This is a genomic window from Paenibacillus sp. GQ49, from assembly GCF_059759055.1.
In genome coordinates this window covers 252,034-270,110 of the sequence record NZ_JCAXEL010000009.1, presented here as the reverse complement: position 1 = coordinate 270,110, position 18,077 = coordinate 252,034, and the positions used below count along the sequence as shown (strand labels likewise).

General features: G+C 45.9%; 16 protein-coding genes. 9 read left to right on the top strand and 7 right to left on the bottom strand.

Annotated elements, in window-relative coordinates; translation table 11 throughout:
- The first annotated feature begins 330 nt into the window (after positions 1-330).
- The 3 genes from AC6CIF_RS17985 (at position 331) to AC6CIF_RS17975 (ending at position 3,001) form a co-directional block, all read left to right on the top strand.
- On the top strand, positions 331-771 hold the full coding sequence (locus AC6CIF_RS17985; RefSeq protein ID WP_036613306.1) for a MarR family winged helix-turn-helix transcriptional regulator: 441 nt from the start codon (positions 331-333) through the stop codon (positions 769-771).
- A 275-nt stretch (positions 772-1,046) separates the two neighbouring features.
- Positions 1,047-1,493 carry a MarR family winged helix-turn-helix transcriptional regulator gene (locus AC6CIF_RS17980; RefSeq protein WP_498200827.1) on the top strand — a complete coding sequence of 149 codons (447 nt, stop codon included), beginning with the start codon at positions 1,047-1,049 and terminating at the stop codon, positions 1,491-1,493.
- Entirely contained in the window at positions 1,490-3,001 is a 1,512-nt protein-coding gene (locus AC6CIF_RS17975) for a DHA2 family efflux MFS transporter permease subunit (RefSeq protein ID WP_498200825.1), read from the top strand. Before AC6CIF_RS17980 ends, AC6CIF_RS17975 begins: the two co-directional genes overlap by 4 nt.
- A gap of 105 nt (positions 3,002-3,106) precedes the next feature.
- Here the strand turns inward: AC6CIF_RS17975 and AC6CIF_RS17970 are convergent, their stop codons facing one another.
- The 3 genes from AC6CIF_RS17970 to AC6CIF_RS17960 all read right to left on the bottom strand — a co-directional run bounded on the left by AC6CIF_RS17970 (position 3,107) and on the right by AC6CIF_RS17960 (position 5,166).
- The gene (locus AC6CIF_RS17970; RefSeq protein ID WP_036613313.1) at positions 3,107-3,451 is read right to left on the bottom strand and encodes an MGMT family protein; all 345 of its coding nucleotides are present in this window, start codon (positions 3,449-3,451) and stop codon (positions 3,107-3,109) included.
- 117 nt (positions 3,452-3,568) lie between these two features.
- A complete protein-coding gene (locus AC6CIF_RS17965) occupies positions 3,569-4,300 on the bottom strand; it encodes an RluA family pseudouridine synthase (protein ID WP_498200823.1) in 732 nt (243 codons plus the stop codon).
- Positions 4,301-4,302: 2 nt separating this feature from the next.
- Positions 4,303-5,166 carry a class I SAM-dependent methyltransferase gene (locus AC6CIF_RS17960; protein ID WP_017687801.1) on the bottom strand — a complete coding sequence of 288 codons (864 nt, stop codon included), beginning with the start codon at positions 5,164-5,166 and terminating at the stop codon, positions 4,303-4,305.
- Between the two features lie 227 nt (positions 5,167-5,393).
- Between AC6CIF_RS17960 and AC6CIF_RS17955 the strand changes: the two genes are divergently transcribed.
- The 3 genes from AC6CIF_RS17955 to AC6CIF_RS17945 are packed head-to-tail and all read left to right on the top strand — an operon-like array spanning position 5,394 to position 7,277.
- Positions 5,394-5,846, top strand: a complete 453-nt coding sequence (locus tag AC6CIF_RS17955; RefSeq protein ID WP_091017919.1) for a flavodoxin — start codon at positions 5,394-5,396, stop codon at positions 5,844-5,846.
- 5 nt (positions 5,847-5,851) lie between these two features.
- Positions 5,852-6,658, top strand: coding sequence for a hypothetical protein (locus tag AC6CIF_RS17950; protein WP_498200820.1), 807 nt, complete (start codon positions 5,852-5,854; stop codon positions 6,656-6,658).
- A 52-nt stretch (positions 6,659-6,710) separates the two neighbouring features.
- Positions 6,711-7,277, top strand: a complete 567-nt coding sequence (locus tag AC6CIF_RS17945) for a nitroreductase family protein (protein ID WP_076317523.1) — start codon at positions 6,711-6,713, stop codon at positions 7,275-7,277.
- Positions 7,278-7,298: 21 nt separating this feature from the next.
- Here the strand turns inward: AC6CIF_RS17945 and AC6CIF_RS17940 are convergent, their stop codons facing one another.
- Positions 7,299-8,756, bottom strand: coding sequence for a 4-hydroxyphenylacetate 3-hydroxylase family protein (locus tag AC6CIF_RS17940; protein WP_498200819.1), 1,458 nt, complete (start codon positions 8,754-8,756; stop codon positions 7,299-7,301).
- 202 nt (positions 8,757-8,958) lie between these two features.
- Entirely contained in the window at positions 8,959-9,111 is a 153-nt protein-coding gene (locus tag AC6CIF_RS17935) for a DUF1540 domain-containing protein (protein WP_076209985.1), read from the bottom strand.
- A gap of 343 nt (positions 9,112-9,454) precedes the next feature.
- Here AC6CIF_RS17935 and AC6CIF_RS17930 point away from each other — a divergent pair, with 343 nt between their 5' ends.
- On the top strand, positions 9,455-10,267 hold the full coding sequence (locus AC6CIF_RS17930) for an AAA family ATPase (protein WP_498200817.1): 813 nt from the start codon (positions 9,455-9,457) through the stop codon (positions 10,265-10,267).
- 95 nt (positions 10,268-10,362) lie between these two features.
- On the opposite strand, the gene AC6CIF_RS17925 is transcribed toward AC6CIF_RS17930, so the two are convergent.
- Positions 10,363-11,829, bottom strand: coding sequence for a HAMP domain-containing sensor histidine kinase (locus AC6CIF_RS17925; protein WP_498200816.1), 1,467 nt, complete (start codon positions 11,827-11,829; stop codon positions 10,363-10,365).
- Positions 11,814-12,500 carry a response regulator transcription factor gene (locus AC6CIF_RS17920; RefSeq protein ID WP_036613325.1) on the bottom strand — a complete coding sequence of 229 codons (687 nt, stop codon included), beginning with the start codon at positions 12,498-12,500 and terminating at the stop codon, positions 11,814-11,816. The genes AC6CIF_RS17925 and AC6CIF_RS17920 overlap by 16 nt, the downstream gene beginning before the upstream one ends.
- 192 nt (positions 12,501-12,692) lie before the next feature.
- Between AC6CIF_RS17920 and AC6CIF_RS17915 the strand changes: the two genes are divergently transcribed.
- Together AC6CIF_RS17915 and AC6CIF_RS17910 are read left to right on the top strand one after the other, a co-directional pair.
- Positions 12,693-13,409, top strand: coding sequence for a YceI family protein (locus AC6CIF_RS17915; RefSeq protein WP_498200815.1), 717 nt, complete (start codon positions 12,693-12,695; stop codon positions 13,407-13,409).
- A 262-nt stretch (positions 13,410-13,671) separates the two neighbouring features.
- Entirely contained in the window at positions 13,672-18,051 is a 4,380-nt protein-coding gene (locus AC6CIF_RS17910) for a glycosyl hydrolase 53 family protein (protein ID WP_498200813.1), read from the top strand.
- Positions 18,052-18,077 lie beyond the last annotated feature (26 nt).

Sequence of the window (18,077 nt, the reverse complement as noted above, 5' to 3'; positions counted from 1 at the left end):
CGCAAACATATTGGCAAGCTGATCGTTCATGTGGATAAACAGGACGAGATCGTTGAACTTCTAAGGGACTTCAATGAGAATCAACCAGCAGCATCTTCATAAAAACAAACAAACGAGACTTTTCGCAGAACAGCTAATCCTGTCATGCGAGGAGTCTTTTTTTGTTGTTCGAAGGCGGATTAGAAGAGGGCATTCATGCGAAGTTTAACAACCTTCGTCGATTACGGTCGATCGCTAGGAAATTGAAAAAAGGCAGCAGGAATGCGGCTTTGGAGCGCGAAAACTTAAGCAGGTGAAGTGATAACCGGTTGCAGAGAGGAGCGATGGAAGATGTATAATTCCGATTTTGCCAAGTGCTGGTCCAGGTTGACCAAAGATTATAAATTGCATATGGATCAAGAGCTGGCACCCTCATTAACGGAGGCTCAGCTGGCTGTTCTGGAGGTACTTGAAGATCATCAGAAAATGAAACCTTCGGATCTGATTCCTTATCTGTCTACTACGCCAGCTGCTGTAACCATGCTGCTCGATCGAATGGAGAAGAATGATCTGATTCGCAGGAATCGGGATAATCAGGATCGACGCATTGTGTGGGTATCTCTGTCAGAGAAAGGAAGAATGGAGACAGAACGGGGAATCACCATCCGTAATGAATTCATGAACTCTGTTCTCAGTAACATTTCGATGCACAATCAACAATTGCTGGTATATCTGTTAGGCAAAATGACAACACCCAAGACCAAAGAGCCCGCCTTATCTACTTCGGTATGATACCATGCTGATTCTTCTGAATAACCATAGGAGTGCCTGCTCGTTTCATGCAGGAGCCCTATGGTTATTTTATTTACAAATTACATATGATACACACTGTGTCCAGGTTAGTTGAGTAAAAACATGGATGTAACACAGTTAGTATGTCCTAATATTATTTTTGTGAATTCATATGTAAAGAGTTGACTATGTAAATATTTTTGTTATAATAAATAATTGTTCCCCTGATATTTCGTGTACGAAATATTATATTCCAAAAGTAAAAGGGTGAAACAATGACTGATACGTATGAAGTATTCTATATTATTAATTCGTTCCGCCAAGTGAATCAAATGCTTTTTCGAGCATTTTGGAATGAAAACAAGGAGATCGAGCTGACTTCGATTCAGTTTATGGTGTTATCCATCCTGAGGGAGCGTCCGTCCATTGGCATCAATGAAGTGGCTGAGCTATGCCATATGGGCAGCAGTTCCATGAGCGCTGTTGTGGAGCGGCTCGTCAAAGGCGAGTATATCGTTCGGACACGTTCGGATTCTGACCGCCGATCCGTTAAGCTTCAGATTACGGATAAAGGGGAACAGGCCCAACAGGAAACGCACCATTTGTGGATGGAAAGAGTGTCACCCATTCTGGATATATCGAAGAACGACCTTGAGCACCTACTTAGAATTCATAGTCAAATGATTGAAAAGTTAGAAGGAAGAGAGATGAACAACATATGAGTACGACTACTGCTGCAGCTCCATCCTCAGCGATGGACAACATCAAGAAAGGCCCAATTGTAGCGGCATTGTTAATTGGTGCCTTTGTGGCATTCCTGAACCAAACCCTGATGAACGTAGCTCTTCCTAAAATCATGGAAGACCTCGCGATCAATGCAAACAAAGCCCAATGGTTAACCACGGGTTATATGCTTGTCAACGGTGTACTGATTCCGGTTACGGCATATCTGATTGCCAAGTTTTCAACACGTCAAATTTTCATTACAGCCATGACTCTATTTACCATAGGTACATTAGTCTGTGGTCTTAGTCCAACCTTCACCATTCTGATGGTAGGTCGTGTCATTCAAGCGGCAGGTGCAGGTATCCTGATGCCTCTGATGACCGTTGTATTCCTGACCATCTTCCCAATTGAGAAACGCGGTCAGGCCATGGGAACCATGGGGATTGCGATGATTCTGGCTCCTGCGATTGGGCCTACACTTTCAGGTTATGTGGTTGAGCATTATTCCTGGAGATTGTTGTTCTACATCATCTTGCCATTCTCTATTATTGCAACGGCAATTGGTATTGCTTTTGTCAAAAACGTAACACGTCAATCCAGACCTAAACTGGATTATCCAGGCGTTATTTTATCTACACTAGGTTTTGGTAGTTTGCTCTACGGATTCAGTGATGCGGGTACCGATGGATGGGGCAGTGCAATTGTCATTGGATGTCTCGTCGTAGGTGCGATATCCCTGATTCTGTTCGTTATTCGTCAACTGACAACAGATCATCCGCTCCTTGAGTTCCGTATTTTCAAGTACAACATGTATACATTAACAACGATTATCAACATGCTCGTGACCATGGCGATGTTTGCAGGTATGATCCTGCTTCCTATTTTCCTGCAAAACATTCGTGGATTCTCACCAATTGAATCAGGACTTCTGATGATGCCTGGTGCGATATTGATGGGGATTATGTCTCCAATTACAGGTCGCATATTTGATAAAGTGGGCGCACGCTGGCTTTCGGTTGCAGGTCTTGCGATTACGGCAATTACAACTTTTGGACTGAGTCGTCTGGCAATCGATACTACCTACGGCTACATGATGTTTATCTACACGGCTCGTATGTTCGGTATGTCGATGCTGATGATGCCAATCCAGACAGCAGGTCTGAATCAACTGCCTCAACGTCTGAACGCGCATGGTACAGCGATGTCCAATACATTGCGTACAGTTGCCGGTGCGATCGGTACAGCCGTTCTCGTAACCATCATGAGTAGCAAGCTCAAAACACATCTGGCGGATGCAGTGGCTGCTGGCCAAGTTGACCCTAGTGATAAGACAGCAATGATAGCTGCTACAGCAGATGCAACGATTTACGGTGTTAACTATGCATTCATCGTGGCTACCGGAATGACCGTGGTTGCTTTGATCATGGCGTTCTTTATTCGGAAAACAAAACCAGCTGTTGAGCCTGTTACTGTAGAACAGGAAAAAGCGACGGCTACAGCATAACGAATATCAGATAAAACCAAAAAGAGAACTCTAGCAGTCGAAGGGGTAACCCTAACTGCCTGAGTTCTCTTTTTTTGGTGTGCGCGATAGGAGGAGAGTACTTTATTATTCGGGCTGGATCGTTGGATCGATAAGAAATACAGGATCGGGCTCATGACCGAACTGTTTGAGATTAATGGTTCCGTTTAGTTGAAACTCCACACCTTCGCTAATCAGTTCTGTTTCCTGCATCATGCGCGAGTGTTCGTCCGGTATGGAGATTTCTCCTTTTGCATTGACGACACGGTGCCAGGGCAGACGTTCCTTGCGGCTCATCGAGTGCAGAATACGTACGACTTGTCTCGCGGCTCTTGGACTTCCGGCATGGGCTGCAATCTGACCGTAAGTCATCACTTTACCTTCAGGAATCGCCGCGATGATTGCAACGACTTGTTTGGTAAACGGGGTCACTATGATGTCTCCTCTCTGTATATTAGGTAATTAGCTGAAAATATGAAAAAACGTGTCGTTCAGATACAGAATCTGAACGACACGTGATATGGACAGATCTAACCTGATCCTGTGTATTTATTGAGGTTGTTCAAAAGCTTTTTGGTACACGGTAGCGGGCCATTCTGCCCAGGGGAATTCTCTTGCAGGCAAAGATTGCAGAATAACTTCTTCCTTGGTAACTGGATGAGGAAAAGCAGCAATCGCAGACCATAGAGCAATCTGCTGGCCGGGTTTATTCACGCTTGCGCCGTACTTCTGATCCCCATACAGAGGGCAGCCGATTTCTTTCATTTGCACCCGAATCTGATGAGATCTGCCGGTGTGTAGTTCGATATGGACGAGGCTGTAACGGTCTGTCTCGCCGATAACACGGTAATCCAGAACGGCATCTTTACCGCCAGCCGTACCTTTAGGTACAACAGTAACCGTATTTGTACGTGCATCTTTCAGGAGCGTGTGTTTTAACGTTCCCTGCTGTGCAGGCAACTTGCCATGTACAACAGCCGCATATATTTTACGGAAATGCCGTCCCCGGACAGTCTCGGACAATCTCGAAGCTGCTTTAGAAGTCTTGGCAAAAATCATTGCCCCTCCAACAGGACGATCAAGTCGGTGTACTAACCCGAGATAAACATTCCCAGGTTTGTTGTATCGTTCTTTCAGATCCTGCTTCAGCAATGTAAGCAAATCCGGATCACCTGATGAATCTTCCTGCGTAGGTACATTGACCGGCTTCGTAATACCTAACAGATGGTTGTCTTCGAACAGAATCGGAATCGCATCGTGGTCATGCCGATGTTCTGACATGATTAAGACTCCCAACGGCCCAAAATACCACAAGGCAGATCTAGACCACTGCGTGTGATCGGCAGACCAATTTCACCTGCAGTAATGTCACCACCGTACTGAGCAGACATCGTCATGGTCAACATGTTGCGCAGAACCGTGGAGGAGATGCCCGTAGTGTAGGAGTTAACCAGCATGAATAATGGATTATCCGACAAGATCGTCATACATGACTTCAGGAAAGGATATAGGTTCTCTTCCAGTTTCCATGTCTCTCCATTAGGGCCTCGGCCATAAGAAGGAGGGTCCATAATAATGGCGTCGTAACGATTTCCGCGACGTTGTTCCCGTTGTACAAATTTGAATACATCATCTGTAATAAAACGAACAGGGCGATCAGCCAGTCCGGATAATTGAACATTTTCTTTGGCCCATTGAACCATGCCTTTAGCTGCATCCACATGCACAACAGAAGCGCCAGCGTAAGCTGCGGCTACCGTTGCTCCGCCTGTATAGGCAAACAGGTTCAAGACAGAAATAGGGCGTCCTGCATTGGAGATTTTATCCATCATCCAGCTCCAGTTAGCGGCTTGTTCAGGGAACAGGCCAGTGTGCTTAAAGCTGGTAGGTTTAATGTGGAATTTCAGGTTTTCGTATCCGATCGTCCAACGCTCGGGAATGGGCTTTTTCATATCCCAGTTACCGCCACCGGAAGAGCTACGATGATAGTGACCATGCACCTGACGCCACTCATTGGTTTCTTGCTCAAGGGGCCAGATAATCTGTGGATCGGGTCTGCGTAAAATCACATCTCCCCAACGCTCCAGTTTCTCGCCGCCTCCTGTATCGATTACTTCATAGTCCTTCCAATTCTTAGCTACGTACATAATGATTTATCCATCCTTCAAAAGTCATTTGGATACTATTGTACAACAAAAAAGGGCTTGTACGCCAGTTGGGGGACGGGAGTGCACCATATACTGAAAAACAAAGATAACCAAAAATTTAATTTGACAATGATAATCATTATCACATATGATTTTGTTAATCCAAAATTCATTCTTTCTTCATAGAGAGAATATAACATGATCAAATTAAAGTGAGGGAAAAATAGATGGCTAAATTGTTAGTGGCTTATGCGAGCATGACAGGAAATACAGAAGAAATTGCAGAACTGATTGTGGAGGGAATTACAAAGGGAGGCCACGAGGCAGACCTGAAATCCGTAACGGATTGTAACGCATCTGATGTATTGGACTATGACGGATTCATGATCGGTGTGTACACCTGGGGAGACGGGGAGTTGCCAGATGAATTCCTTGATTTCTATGAGGAGCTGGATGAGCTTGACCTGAGTGGTAAGAGGGCTGCGGTGTTTGGTAGTGGTGACACCTCGTATGAGCAGTTCTGCGGTGCAGTTGATCTCGCGGCTGCCAAGCTGCAAGAGCGTGGGGCGGAGGTATCTCCAGAGATGTTGAAAATTGAATATAGTCCGCTTGAGCAGGAGAAAGAAACATGCCGTGACTTTGGCAAACGCTTCGCTGCTGCCGGATTACAGGTATCCTAAAGATCATGTTAAGACATAATGTTCAGGCAGCGATGCCAGTCGGAAGGAATGACCTTCCTGAACGTTTGCTTGAAGATTACAGATTGGAAGAAATGCTGCGCAGCCCACACCGATTCATCCGCCCTGAACCAGTGTCTGAGCAGCGTCCTCCACTGCAATGGAGGCACCGTGTACAATATGCGGTGAGCCATGCGGTCAATGCCTTTTACAGTCTCGACCCCGATGTTCGCAAAGAGGTACCCGTACAGTATTTACTTGAGAAGTGGTGGCCCAGAAAAACGGATGGTTTCGAATCTGTTCTCCATTACTGGGATGTGAAGAACAAGATTACGGATGAATTGTCACTCGCCATTGCAATGAACGATGATCTGAAGCATCCAGCCATACTTTTTGAACAGTGGAGAACGGAGTTACCTTCATTATCCATGCATTTGTCGATGATATTTCAGGCGGCATGGCAACCAGAAGGCTGGGATTCGCTGCTTATTCAGAAATATATGGTTGTCCATGACCCAAACGTAGTTGAGGCGTTTCAGCACATGGTCAGTGTATTCTGCTGGGAAGCCTTCGGAAAATTACCGGGTATGATCGAGATATACTGCTTGTTGGAAGGACGCAAAATCAGGTACATCCCTGGACGCCAGTCTCTGATCCGTTCCATGGACTACATTCGCTTGATACGTGACAGCATGCCGCAAGCAGAAGTGGTGGAGTCAGAACAGTTTACGACGCGTGATAAAGCGCGCATACACGAAGAGGTAGATCGCTGGAGAACGGAAGCCATTGAACCGAAGAAAACATGGTTGATGTAAAGACAGTTGAAGGATAAAGATATATCATGCAGATAGAGGAGGGGAAGTTGCCATGTCTACCGGTCTAAGTCAAGATATAAGCAGCGGCAAGAGACGTGCAGGAACTTGCGAATTCAGTCCGTTGCCAGTACCCCAGTCGGTTATACGAAAGTTGCTTGATGAAGCAGATCCTTCATTATATGTAATGAGTTCAGAACCTTGGAGGTTTATGTTGTTTGCAGGCGAAGGACGACAGCTATATCTGGAAGCGGTCAGACAGAGCTATCCACCCCATCTGGCTGATCGCTACGGCGATTGGGCTACATATCAATACACGGAAGCAATTCCAACCCATCTGGTTGTCGTGGCGCCTAGAAATGCCCGTGAGGATGATCTTCTGCCGGCCAAAGCCTGGAGCAAACGCTTTAGTATTCTGGCTGCGGAACAGGGGTTGAATGCTGTCTGGAAGATCAATGATTATCAACAACATCCTGTGTTTATGAACTTGATGGGTTTGACAAGTGAAGAGAAGGTGCTGGGGGTATTCCATATCGGTTACGGAGACCAGCCTGCATTGCGGGATATGGATGCAAGCAGACCAGCCTCTGAACTGATGACGGTTTATGACCATCTGGTATAAAAAAATGATTCATTAGTTCTCTTATTTGCTGGTGTTGAATAGAAAATCACGAACGAGCTGACGATTCGTCTGATCTCTGTTGTAGACGGAGAACAACCGATTGGATACCGTAAGGACATTGCCAAAAAAGAATCGTTCGAATTGGGTCTGTCTGCCCCCGAATGATCCAGCCCCAAGCTCCCAGATCAGGCGGAACAGAGCGTTGCGTTCGTGAGAAGCCATATCGTTCCCTTTCAGATATATATTCAGTGAAGGAGCGATATCGGATCGAAACTCTTCTTCCTGAGGGATCATAATCACCCCGCTCGAACCCAAGAGTTGCAGAATTTCAATCATCTCAGGATAAAGTTTCGGAAAAAGGAGATTGGCTGCCATCAATGGTTTGGGTGCAGGTAACACAAATCCGCGCCCATCTGGGATGGCACCTGCCTCCGCGGCCAAGGCCAATGCTTTTAACGATTCGAGACCTGCGAACACACGCGCGGTTTTCTCGACAACATGTGCTTCCGTATTCAGATCCAGCGTATCCGTGAGAAGCTGGATTGTACCGAGAACAAATTCCGTCTTCGCAATATAACGACACAATACCTGATGACCTGCGTGAATATGAAAGTTACTACCACTGAAGAGACGCGAGGACATTTCCTCACTTCCTGCAAAAAATATTCGTTCATGCGGAACGAGCACCCGGTCAAAGATGACGATATTGTCCATTTCTTCATATCTGGAACTCAGGGGATAGTTGGTGTGAGATTCGGCTGCGTAGGTATCCCTGCATACCAGACTGATTCCCGGAAGATCATTGGGGACAGCAAAAGAGAATGCAAATGGATTTTCGTCATCAAATGGGGCGGGAGAAGGTGACGGATAGACAAAAATCTCATCCGATGTGGCAGCTTGTGTAGCCATCATGAATGCTCCGCTAATAATGAGGCCTTCCTCGGTGCGATCTACGACCTTTGCAGCAATAGCATCCTCAGTAGCATCCAGTTGCCCTGAGATTTTGCTGGCATATGGCTGAATGAAGGCATGGGATAACGTGATATCATGATCACGGCAGTACGCATAATAATTTTTGAGATTTCCTGCATATTGGGGAGATAGTTCGTTCAGGAGATCGGCACCTGTGTAAAAGGACATTATGGCAGTATTCATGTAATCGGGTGAGCGACCAAGAAAGCCATGATGCACATTTGCCCAGATATTCATCCCTTCCCGTCGTTTGCGGAGGTCGTCGGCACTGGTTGGAGGCAGGAAGGATATCCCCACAGGTTTGCCGTCTGCCGGGGAGGCATACGTCATCGTTTCTGCAAATTTAGAATCCGATTGCAGATCATACATGTGCATCTGAGTCTCCATTAAACCAGCAAATGCTACATGTTCAGAGCGTTTTCCAGTAATAAGGTTACCTTTGTACCAGCAAGGGACGGACTGTGCATCAATTCGTTCGCGATACTGTGTGCCACTTTTAACAGGCATTGTTATTCACCTCTTGGTTCTAATCGTTCATGGGCATACTGACTTCTTACGTAGTGTACGTAGGTCATCTGTCCAATGTGCATTGAAGAGGTGAGAAGGATTTTTACAGAATAGGGCTTGATAATAATTATCATTCTTGTTACAATAGACAAAGAAAAAAGGAACCGGTAAGGGCTCCTTTAAGTGGATCAATTGAAATTACCTATTTTACTTCAAAAGTCTTACAGTCTGTTTCAGCAGACTGACTTGCTTCTTTGTTACTGTGACTCACAATGTAGATCGAAGAAGCGTTACATTTGTTCTCTTGAGCCCAGTGACGACAGGAATTAACTTCACACAATACGTCTTTTGCCATGATTGTTAACCTCACTTTAATTGGATTACAGTCGTTGGTATAAAGAATCCGGATATAACAAGTTGCCGCTTGTTAATCTGGAAAATTTTGTTGCTCTCACGAAATTCGGAGGGCTTTTTGCGTTATACACAACGATGCATATTTAGAATAGCAAATTTTATTGAAGCTTGCAACCAAATGCCCCATCTGTGGCAAAATAGTGGACGTGCTGTGGTTATATTTGCAAAAAGGCAGTAGTATGTTATTATTTAATAGTAATAATTACGATTAAAATCCTAAATGATTCTATATAATTTGAACTAAACATTTACACGAAACCATAAATGAAGGAGCAAGTGTATACATGAGCAAAATAAATCATATGAACCGGATTCCCCGTGCGAAAGGGATCGATATGGCTGCTTTTTACACGCCAAAAGAGTGTAGGCGTAAAGCCCAGCATATTGTATTTTCCGCTGAAAATGAGCGTATCATTAATGAATTTGTCACCATTCTGGGCATGAAAGAGAAGTTCAGAGAACATGATGTATCAATCCCCAACAAAATGGTCATGTTCGGGCCACCCGGTACGGGAAAAACATTAACGGCTTCACATCTGGCGGAGCGCCTTGATCTGCCATTGGTTCTCGTGAGATTAGATGCGATCATTCATAGCCATCTTGGGGAGACGGGGAGTAACGTACGTAAGTTATTCGAATATGCACGAATGAATCCCTGTGTGTTATTTCTGGATGAATTTGATGCCATAGGCCGGACACGTGAGAGCAATGATGAAGTGAAAGAGATGGCTCGTGTCGTCAATACGTTGTTGCAATGTTTGGACGAATTCGATGGGGACAGCATTCTGGTAGCTGCAACGAATCTGGAAACCCAACTGGATCACGCCATCTGGCGGCGGTTTGATACGAAGATGACCTATGGTATGCCAGATGATGCAAGTCGCAGATTGTATATCAGTAAGTTGGTGGGGGCATTTGAACAGGAGACCCGGCTGGAAGATTACATATGTGAACGCTTGACCGGGTGCAGTTATGCGGATATAGAGCAGATTGTTTTGAAAGCAAAACGGAAAGCGATCATTACCAGTAGTGTACTTCATAAGCAACTGATCTCGGATGCATACGATGAATACAGACCACGTGTCTTAGAGTGTTGATTGCTTCTATTCTGGATAAAGCAACAAGGAACATGTTGAACTAGCCCAGTCTCCTGAATGGAGTTCTGGGCTAGTTGGCATGTTAGCGTGATGCGTTATACTTTAACGGCTGCTCCGTATGCTTTTTCTGTGTTCATGGCTTCTTGTGTTGCAGTCCAGCGTGGCAAGCTTAATCTGAACATGCTGCCTTCCGGGCTGCTGGAGACAAGTGTCAGTTCACCGCCCTGTTCCTGAGCGAGTAGCCGGCTATATGTTAATCCTAGACCCAGACCGCGGTTACGACGTTTTTTGAGTTCTCCGCGATAGAACCGTTCGAAGATTTTGGGTTGTTCTTCGGCTGCGATGCCTGTGCCGTGGTCTTTAACATCAACGTACAGCATCTGTTCTTCTGTACTTAGATAAATATCGAAGACAGCCTTCTGTTCAGGAGCTGTGGCATGAAGTGCGTTATTGAGCAAATTAACAATGATCTGCTGAATGCGGAGAGCATCCCCCATGGTAAAGAAGTTAATTTGAGGTGCGTGCAGCTGAACCTCTGGCATTTTGTCCTCATACGCAATCTTCCACTGATAGATGATCTCACCGACCAGCAGTTTCAGATCCGTCCGTTCCTTGCGAACGGTAACACTTCCTGCAGCCATGGCGTTATAGTCAAGCAAATCTGCCACCATTCGCTCCATGCGTTCAGATTCCTTCAAAGCGATATCCAAAAATTCTTTACCTTCCTGTGGACTCACGACATCGTCACGTACTGCCATAACGAGCCCCTTGATGGAAGTTACCGGTGTCTTGAGTTCATGACTTACCCCTGCAAGCGAAAGTGTACGCCATTCTTCAAGTTGTTGGAGACGAGTAGCCATATCGCGAAATGAATTTACAAGTTCATTGATCTCACGTTCTCGTGTGTTCAAGTCAAGACTCACATCATAATTGCCACCGCGAATCTGTTCAGCGGCATAGGCGACCTGACGAATCGGTCGGGATAACTTTTTGGACAGGAGATAGATTGTAAACCATCCACAGAGGATTAGTCCTCCGAGGATCAGAGCCACGAGCCATATCGTCTCTGGACCAAATGTAATGGATTGTTTGGACTGCATGACCCACACTTTGCCCAAGGTTTGATCGCCATCGGATATGTTGACCGTTACACCTGCATATTTGTTGTTTCGAGGTTCAAGATAATCGTCTGACAGTCGATAATGCACATCTTTTTGCTCCATTTTAGGCTGGGAAAAGATCAATTGATTGTTGTTGTCCAAGATCATGACACAAAAATAATTATCTGTGTTGAATAGTTTCTCTCGCTTGGTTACCAGTCTGTCCAGATCCGGTGGAACTCGAAGCATATTATTTTCACTGGTCACTCGATCGGCAATCTCCAGACCAAGCAGTTCTGCGGTTTTGAGGCTTTTCTCAATGGAAGTTGTTCGAATCCAGTAGAGTGCCCCTGCTGCAATAATCGTGAAACCAATGCATAAAATAAGAAAATATCGCAGTGTCCAGTGTGACAGAATAGATATCGTTCGTCTGGGTTTCTTCTGTTTCAGTTGGCGATCCAAAATTGATACCCCATTCCTCGCAACGTCCGAATTTCTCCCGTCTCTGGCGACCAGTGGGAGAGGGCTTGACGTAGTCGTTTAATCGATAGATCCACAGCACGGTCACTGCCATCATAGTCCATCCCCCATACCTGTTCAATAAGATGATCTCTGGTAAATGTACGATTTGGATAATCGGACAGGAAAAACAGTAACGACAGGTCACGAGGTGTGAGTGCAACCTCTGCACCGTTCAGCAGCACCTGCTTGGCAGCAAGATCAATGACGAGATTTCCAAAGGAACGCTTCTCTTCGCCACCTGAGGTCCAATGTGGATTACGGCGCAACACCGCATTAACTCTGGCGACCACTTCTTCCGGTACAAAAGGTTTGCTCATATAATCGTCAGCACCGGCATTTAGTCCGTTGAGACGGTCTGAAATGTCATCCAGTGCAGTTAGCATGATCACGGGACAAGCACTTTTTTCACGAATAATCCGCAGCAGATCCCATCCGTCCATTCCTGGCAACATCACATCAAGTAATACAAGGGAAGGTGTTACGGTATCAAAAAGGGTAAGTGCAGTCGGTCCATCTGCTGCATGATGAACTTCAAATTCTGCTTTTCTCAGATAAGCAGCCAGTACTCTTGCAATAGCTTGTTCATCCTCGACGATAAGTATGGATTTCAAAAAAAACGTTCTCCTTTCGCTTTGTAAACTTGTACTGATTTTACATGAGCCAGAGCGTAAAGCCAATCCTGTGTTACGGATTTCAAAAAAATATGGGACTTGTCTTATCTTGACTTCTTCCTGACACATTCAATTGATATGATTCACTCCAAGAAGCAACCTAAACAATCATATACTGGAGGAAACATAGAGATGAACAAAAAAGCAAAAGCATGGCTTATTACAGGTGTAGCGGCGGTTGCCGTAATCGGTGGCGGTGGTTACTATATCACAAACAGTTACTTGGGGAACAACGTGGAGATTGAGCAGGTGCTTCCTGCGAGCACAGCGACATCCACAACAGCTGTAGATAGCACAGGAACGCCTGTAGCCAATGAAACTGCTGGAGCAGAGCAACTGAACGGAGACTGGAGCATCAGCGAAGGTTCCAAAGTATACTTCTCCGTAACCACATCGCAGGAGACCGTTAACTTTGTGGACGAGCAGGTAACAGGGAATTGGACAATTAACGTAGACGATGCTGCTCAGATGAAGGCAGAAGGACAGATCAAGATGGACGGAATTGATTCCGGGAATGGACAGCGTGATGGTCACGTGAAGCAAGCCGATTTCTTCGATGTTGCTACATATCCACAAGCTACATTTACAGCGACTTCATTTGAAGGGGTACCTGCGGAATGGCCTGTCGGTCAAACGGTTGATATCAAAATGAATGGTACGATTACGGTTAAAGGTATTGAAAAAGAAGTAACTTTTGACGCAAAAGCTGCTTATGAGAATAATGCAGTGTTGTTGTCGGCAACATCCATGGTAACATTCGAAGATTTCGGAATGGAAAATCCACACTCCGTTGTGCTCTCGACTGAAAATGATATCCAGGTACAACTTGAATTGAAACTTTCTAAATAAGTTAAGTGTAACAATGATCATATACCTGAAAATCTGTTCTGTTCTGCCTTACGGTGGACGGGCAGATTTTTTCGTTTCTTTTACAGAATAGTGTGATCGATATAGCTCAAATGTAACTGTCACAGGATCATATTGTTAAAATAACTGCTGTTTCCTTTGGATTATGCCGTGTCGCCTATCACTATTAAGCGCTTACAATGAGGAGGATTCATAACATTCATTGATCCATGCACAATCAAACACAAAAAGGGGGAGATCAAGAGTGAACAAGAGGTACATAAGCGGGTGTCTGGTATTACTGATGCTATTCTGTGATCTGGGGTTGATGGTTCGTTCAGCGGCTGCAGAAGATGCAAAAGTGAACGTAGCACTTAACAAGGTGGTCACGGTAAGCACAGAATATTTGGAGTGGGGTAGTAACAAAGACCATTTGGTTGATGGCAAAAGTGATACGCATTGGAGTACAACCGCAGGAGCTACGGTGGAACAGCCACAATCGGCTATGATTGATCTGGGTGAAGATTACAATCTGTCCGGAGCGGAAATAACGTGGAGAGAAAATACGGTTGTGAAATATATGGTAGAAACGTCTGCTGACCAGCAGGAATGGACCAAAGTTGTTGATCAAAGTGAAAATGCCAATCCCAAACAGATCGCTGATCTGACGTTTCAGCAGAATGATGTACGATACATCAGATTGAACATATCTTTTTACAAGGGTGAGGGAGTCTGGCCGGAAATATTGGAGTTCAAAGTGTGGGGAGAAGCAGAAGGAACTGAACCAGCCAATATTAAAGGATATGATGAGATCGAAGTGAGAACGGTGACCAGAAGTGCGCCAATTCTGCCCAATGAGGTAAAGGCACAGTTTCAGAATGAAAAATCGGGAATGGTACCTGTGACTTGGGATCATATCGACCCTATGCAATACGCCTCTGCAGGCGAATTTACGGTAACAGGAGTCGTATATGGTGCGCCTCCAGAACCTCAGCTTAAAGCTAAGGTGATCGTTGAGGGATATCGTGCAGACTATGTTAGAGGTGTTGATATTTCCACATTGACTGCCATTGAGGACAAAGGCGGCAAATACGTGGACAGCAACGGTACAGAGCGTGATTTGCTCGATATTCTCAAGGATCGCGGTGTCAATTATGTGCGTCTTCGTTTGTGGAATGATCCACAGAAATCAGGGGGATACAACGACAAGGACGATGTCATTCGTTTGGCCGAGCGGGTGAAGAAAAAAGGTATGAAGATCCTGCTGGATTTCCACTACTCGGATGAGTGGGCGCACCCGGGCCAGCAGCTTCGTCCCAAAGCTTGGGAAGGTCTTTCGCCCGAAGAGCTGAAGCAGGCCGTATACAACTACACGTATGAAGTTGTGCGAGAAATGAAAGCTAAGGGCGCCATGCCTGATATGGTGCAGATCGGTAATGAGATCAACAGTGGTGTTCTGAACGGCTTGAGCAGTGACGTGGATTTCGAGCAAAATGTTGCATTGCTGAAAAGCGGAATTGATGCTGTACGTGCAGTAGAAGGAGAGATCACCGATAACGCGGATAAGGTGAAGATCATGATTCATCTCGCAGAAGGCGGCAAGGCGGATACGTTCGACTGGTATTTCAGTGAGCTGGAGAAACGCGAACTGAAGTACGATATCATCGGACTGTCGTATTACCCGTTCTGGCATGGGACGTTTGCGGATGTACAGAAAACGATGAATGAAGTGTCAGTCGAGTTTGGCAAAGATGTCATTATCGCTGAAACGTCCTATCCGTTTTCCTACAAGAACGGGGACGCTCATGGAAATATCATCGGATCGGATGAAGCGCTTCATGTTGGGGGAGCAGACTTCCCCGCAACCGTTCAAGGTCAATATGATGCCATTGCCGGCATTATGGACATGATTGCGAACGTGCCAGATAATCATGGCGCAGGTTTCTTCTACTGGGAGCCAGCGTGGATACCGGCGGGTGTAGGCTGGATTGCATCCGAAGGTAATGCATGGGAGAACCAAGCGATGTTTGACTATGATGAATTTCCGGCCAACGGCGGGCATTCGTATGAAGGCAGAGCGTTATGGTCCCTTGATGTGTACAAACGTGGATTAAGTCTTCTGCCCGCAGACCGCCAGCAACTGGATGCGGCACTTACACGAGCCAAATCATTGGTACAGACTGATTTTACTCCGGAAAGCTGGGTGACTCTGGCTCCGGCAATCTCGGCAGCGAATGATGTATACCAACAGGCATACACGCCGGGCGGGGTGACTCAAGCGGATACAGATGCAGCGACAACAGCATTGGAACGTGTGATGCAGCAAATGCAGGTTATCGCCCCGCAGCTTGACGAGCTCAGAGCTAAAATAGCGGAAGCGCGTACGTATCAGCAGACTGAATGGTCTGCGGCCACTTGGGCGGTATTGACCAAAGCGCTGGAAGGCGCTGAGCAGGTCTTGAATGATCCAAGAGCAACACAGACGGATGCGAATACAGCGGTTAAACGTTTGCATGATGCCATTCAAGGTCTATCCAATGTGGACAAAACACAACTGCACCAGTACATTCAACAAATGCAGCAGCAGACTAAATCTTCCTATACACGCCGGAGCTGGTCTGTATTGGAACAGTCTTTGCAGGCAGCGATTCAGGTCCGAGATAACAATGCTGTTGTCCAGTCTGAGGTGAATTCAGCACTGAGTACGTTGAAACAAGCCTTTACTAGTCTGGTCTCTCTGGAGGCTTTAACAACGGGAAAAACGGCAACGGCTTCAAGTAGTGCCGGGACAGGAGGCAATCAAGCCAACTCTCCTGAAGGTGCACTTGACAACAATCCGAACACTTCATGGGGAACAGACCAGAGTAAGGATAGCTGGTGGCAAGTGGATTTGGGTCAGGTTGCTAACCTCCGCAAAATCGAAATGTCGATGTGGAGTGGCGGCATCAAATATACGATCGAAGTGTCCAACGATAACAAAAATTTTGTGAAAGTAGTGGACACCACAAGTGATGTTGTTGTATCGACCGCACCTAGCCATGTACTTCCAGAAGGCACGGAGGGACGTTATATTCGGGTAACGATTAAAACAGGTCCCACCTGGGTAGGATTCATGGAATTTGAAGCATACGGTACGTTCCCGGCGGACAAATCTGCACTGCAAGCTACTGTGGATACCGCTGAGAAATTAAAGCAAACCGAATACACAACTTCAACCTGGAATGTATTTAGTAAGGCGCTTTCTGAAGCGAAGGCATTCATTCTGGATGTTGAATCTTCAACGCAAGATGTGAGCAAGGCGGATCGTGCGTTACAAGATGCTGTGAGTAAGCTTGTACGTCAAGATGGTACACCTGGCCCTGGCCAGCCATCAGAACCAAGTGTACCATCACAACCTTCCAACCCGGGCACAGCTCCAACGCCAGGGAATCCCGATGTAACCCCACCGGCTGAACCTGGTAATCCACCAGCGAAGGGTTCAATAACGGTAAAAGGAACAGCAACCGGGGATGACAAGTATTCGATTCGTCCAGATGCATCTCAATTAACTCAGGCACTGCAATCCATGGATATAGGAAATCGTACGTTGAAGCTGATTGCAGATGTGCCTGACACAGCCAAGAAAGTCACATTCCAATTGGCTGCAAGTCAACTGGCAGCATGGATTCGTTCCGAGGAAGTGAAATCCCTGGATGTAGTTGTAGGACAGACTACTGTTCGTGTTCCTCTAAAATCACTCCCGCTAACTATTGCGGAGACTGCGGGAACGTTCGACATCGTAGTGGCAACAGGATCGACAGATACACTGTCCACATCTCAAAAAGCAACGATAGGTAATCATGCAATTGTTGATGTGAATTTGTTAATGAACAATAAACCATTGCAATGGACAAACAGAGCGGTTGAAGTTGCTCTATCCAATGTGGAGCAACCTAAAAAGAATGATGTAGTGATGGTTGTACATTCCATATCTCCAAGTGGGGAAATGAACCCTGTTACGTATTCCAAGTACGATGACAAGACGAAGATGATGGCGTTCAAACCGCTGGAATCCGGCAGTTATGTCATTGCAGAAGTTGAAGTGCCATTACTTGATCTGCAAAATCACAATTGGGCCCTCCAAGAAGTGCAGAACCTATACGGTAAGGGGATTATTACGGGGATGAGTGCAACTCGTTTTGCCCCGCAAGGTGAACTGACCAGAGCACAATTTTTGCAAATGATTATTAAAGGTATTGGTGATACACGTAAGCCGGATCCATCTATTTCGATCCCAACAGATGTGAAGGATGGGCAGTGGTATGCCGATTCAGTACGACTTGGAATTGAAATGAACATTATTCAAGGCCGAGCAGATGGAAGCTTTGGAGCCAATGAACGTATTTCACGAGAAGATATGGCCGTTATGCTGAATCGAGTGCTGCAGGTTGTGCAACATGATCAGGATGCGACCAATGCTGCACAGGGAAATACGGTGTTTGTAGACAACGCTGAGATCGCTGGTTATGCGAAAGAAGCTGTAGCCTCGATGCAACAACTTGGACTGTTAAACGGCATGCCTGATGGCACGTTTGCTCCGAAAGAAACGGCGAACCGTGCACAAGGGGCTGTTGCAGTCGCCAGACTGATGGAACAACTCTATTAGAGATAGTTCAAAAAGTTCGCTTTTGA

Bases quoted from the DNA above. Each gene is read 5' to 3' on its own strand.
- AC6CIF_RS17985 (WP_036613306.1), top strand. From the start codon at position 331: ATGTATAATTCCGATTTTGCCAAGTGCTGGTCCAGGTTGACCAAAGAT.
- AC6CIF_RS17980 (WP_498200827.1), top strand. From the start codon at position 1,047: ATGACTGATACGTATGAAGTATTCTATATTATTAATTCGTTCCGCCAA.
- AC6CIF_RS17975 (WP_498200825.1), top strand. From the start codon at position 1,490: ATGAGTACGACTACTGCTGCAGCTCCATCCTCAGCGATGGACAACATC.
- AC6CIF_RS17965 (WP_498200823.1), bottom strand. From the start codon at position 4,300: ATGTCAGAACATCGGCATGACCACGATGCGATTCCGATTCTGTTCGAA.
- AC6CIF_RS17960 (WP_017687801.1), bottom strand. From the start codon at position 5,166: ATGTACGTAGCTAAGAATTGGAAGGACTATGAAGTAATCGATACAGGA.
- AC6CIF_RS17955 (WP_091017919.1), top strand. From the start codon at position 5,394: ATGGCTAAATTGTTAGTGGCTTATGCGAGCATGACAGGAAATACAGAA.
- AC6CIF_RS17950 (WP_498200820.1), top strand. From the start codon at position 5,852: ATGTTAAGACATAATGTTCAGGCAGCGATGCCAGTCGGAAGGAATGAC.
- AC6CIF_RS17945 (WP_076317523.1), top strand. From the start codon at position 6,711: ATGTCTACCGGTCTAAGTCAAGATATAAGCAGCGGCAAGAGACGTGCA.
- AC6CIF_RS17940 (WP_498200819.1), bottom strand. From the start codon at position 8,756: ATGCCTGTTAAAAGTGGCACACAGTATCGCGAACGAATTGATGCACAG.
- AC6CIF_RS17935 (WP_076209985.1), bottom strand. From the start codon at position 9,111: ATGGCAAAAGACGTATTGTGTGAAGTTAATTCCTGTCGTCACTGGGCT.
- AC6CIF_RS17930 (WP_498200817.1), top strand. From the start codon at position 9,455: ATGAGCAAAATAAATCATATGAACCGGATTCCCCGTGCGAAAGGGATC.
- AC6CIF_RS17915 (WP_498200815.1), top strand. From the start codon at position 12,693: ATGAACAAAAAAGCAAAAGCATGGCTTATTACAGGTGTAGCGGCGGTT.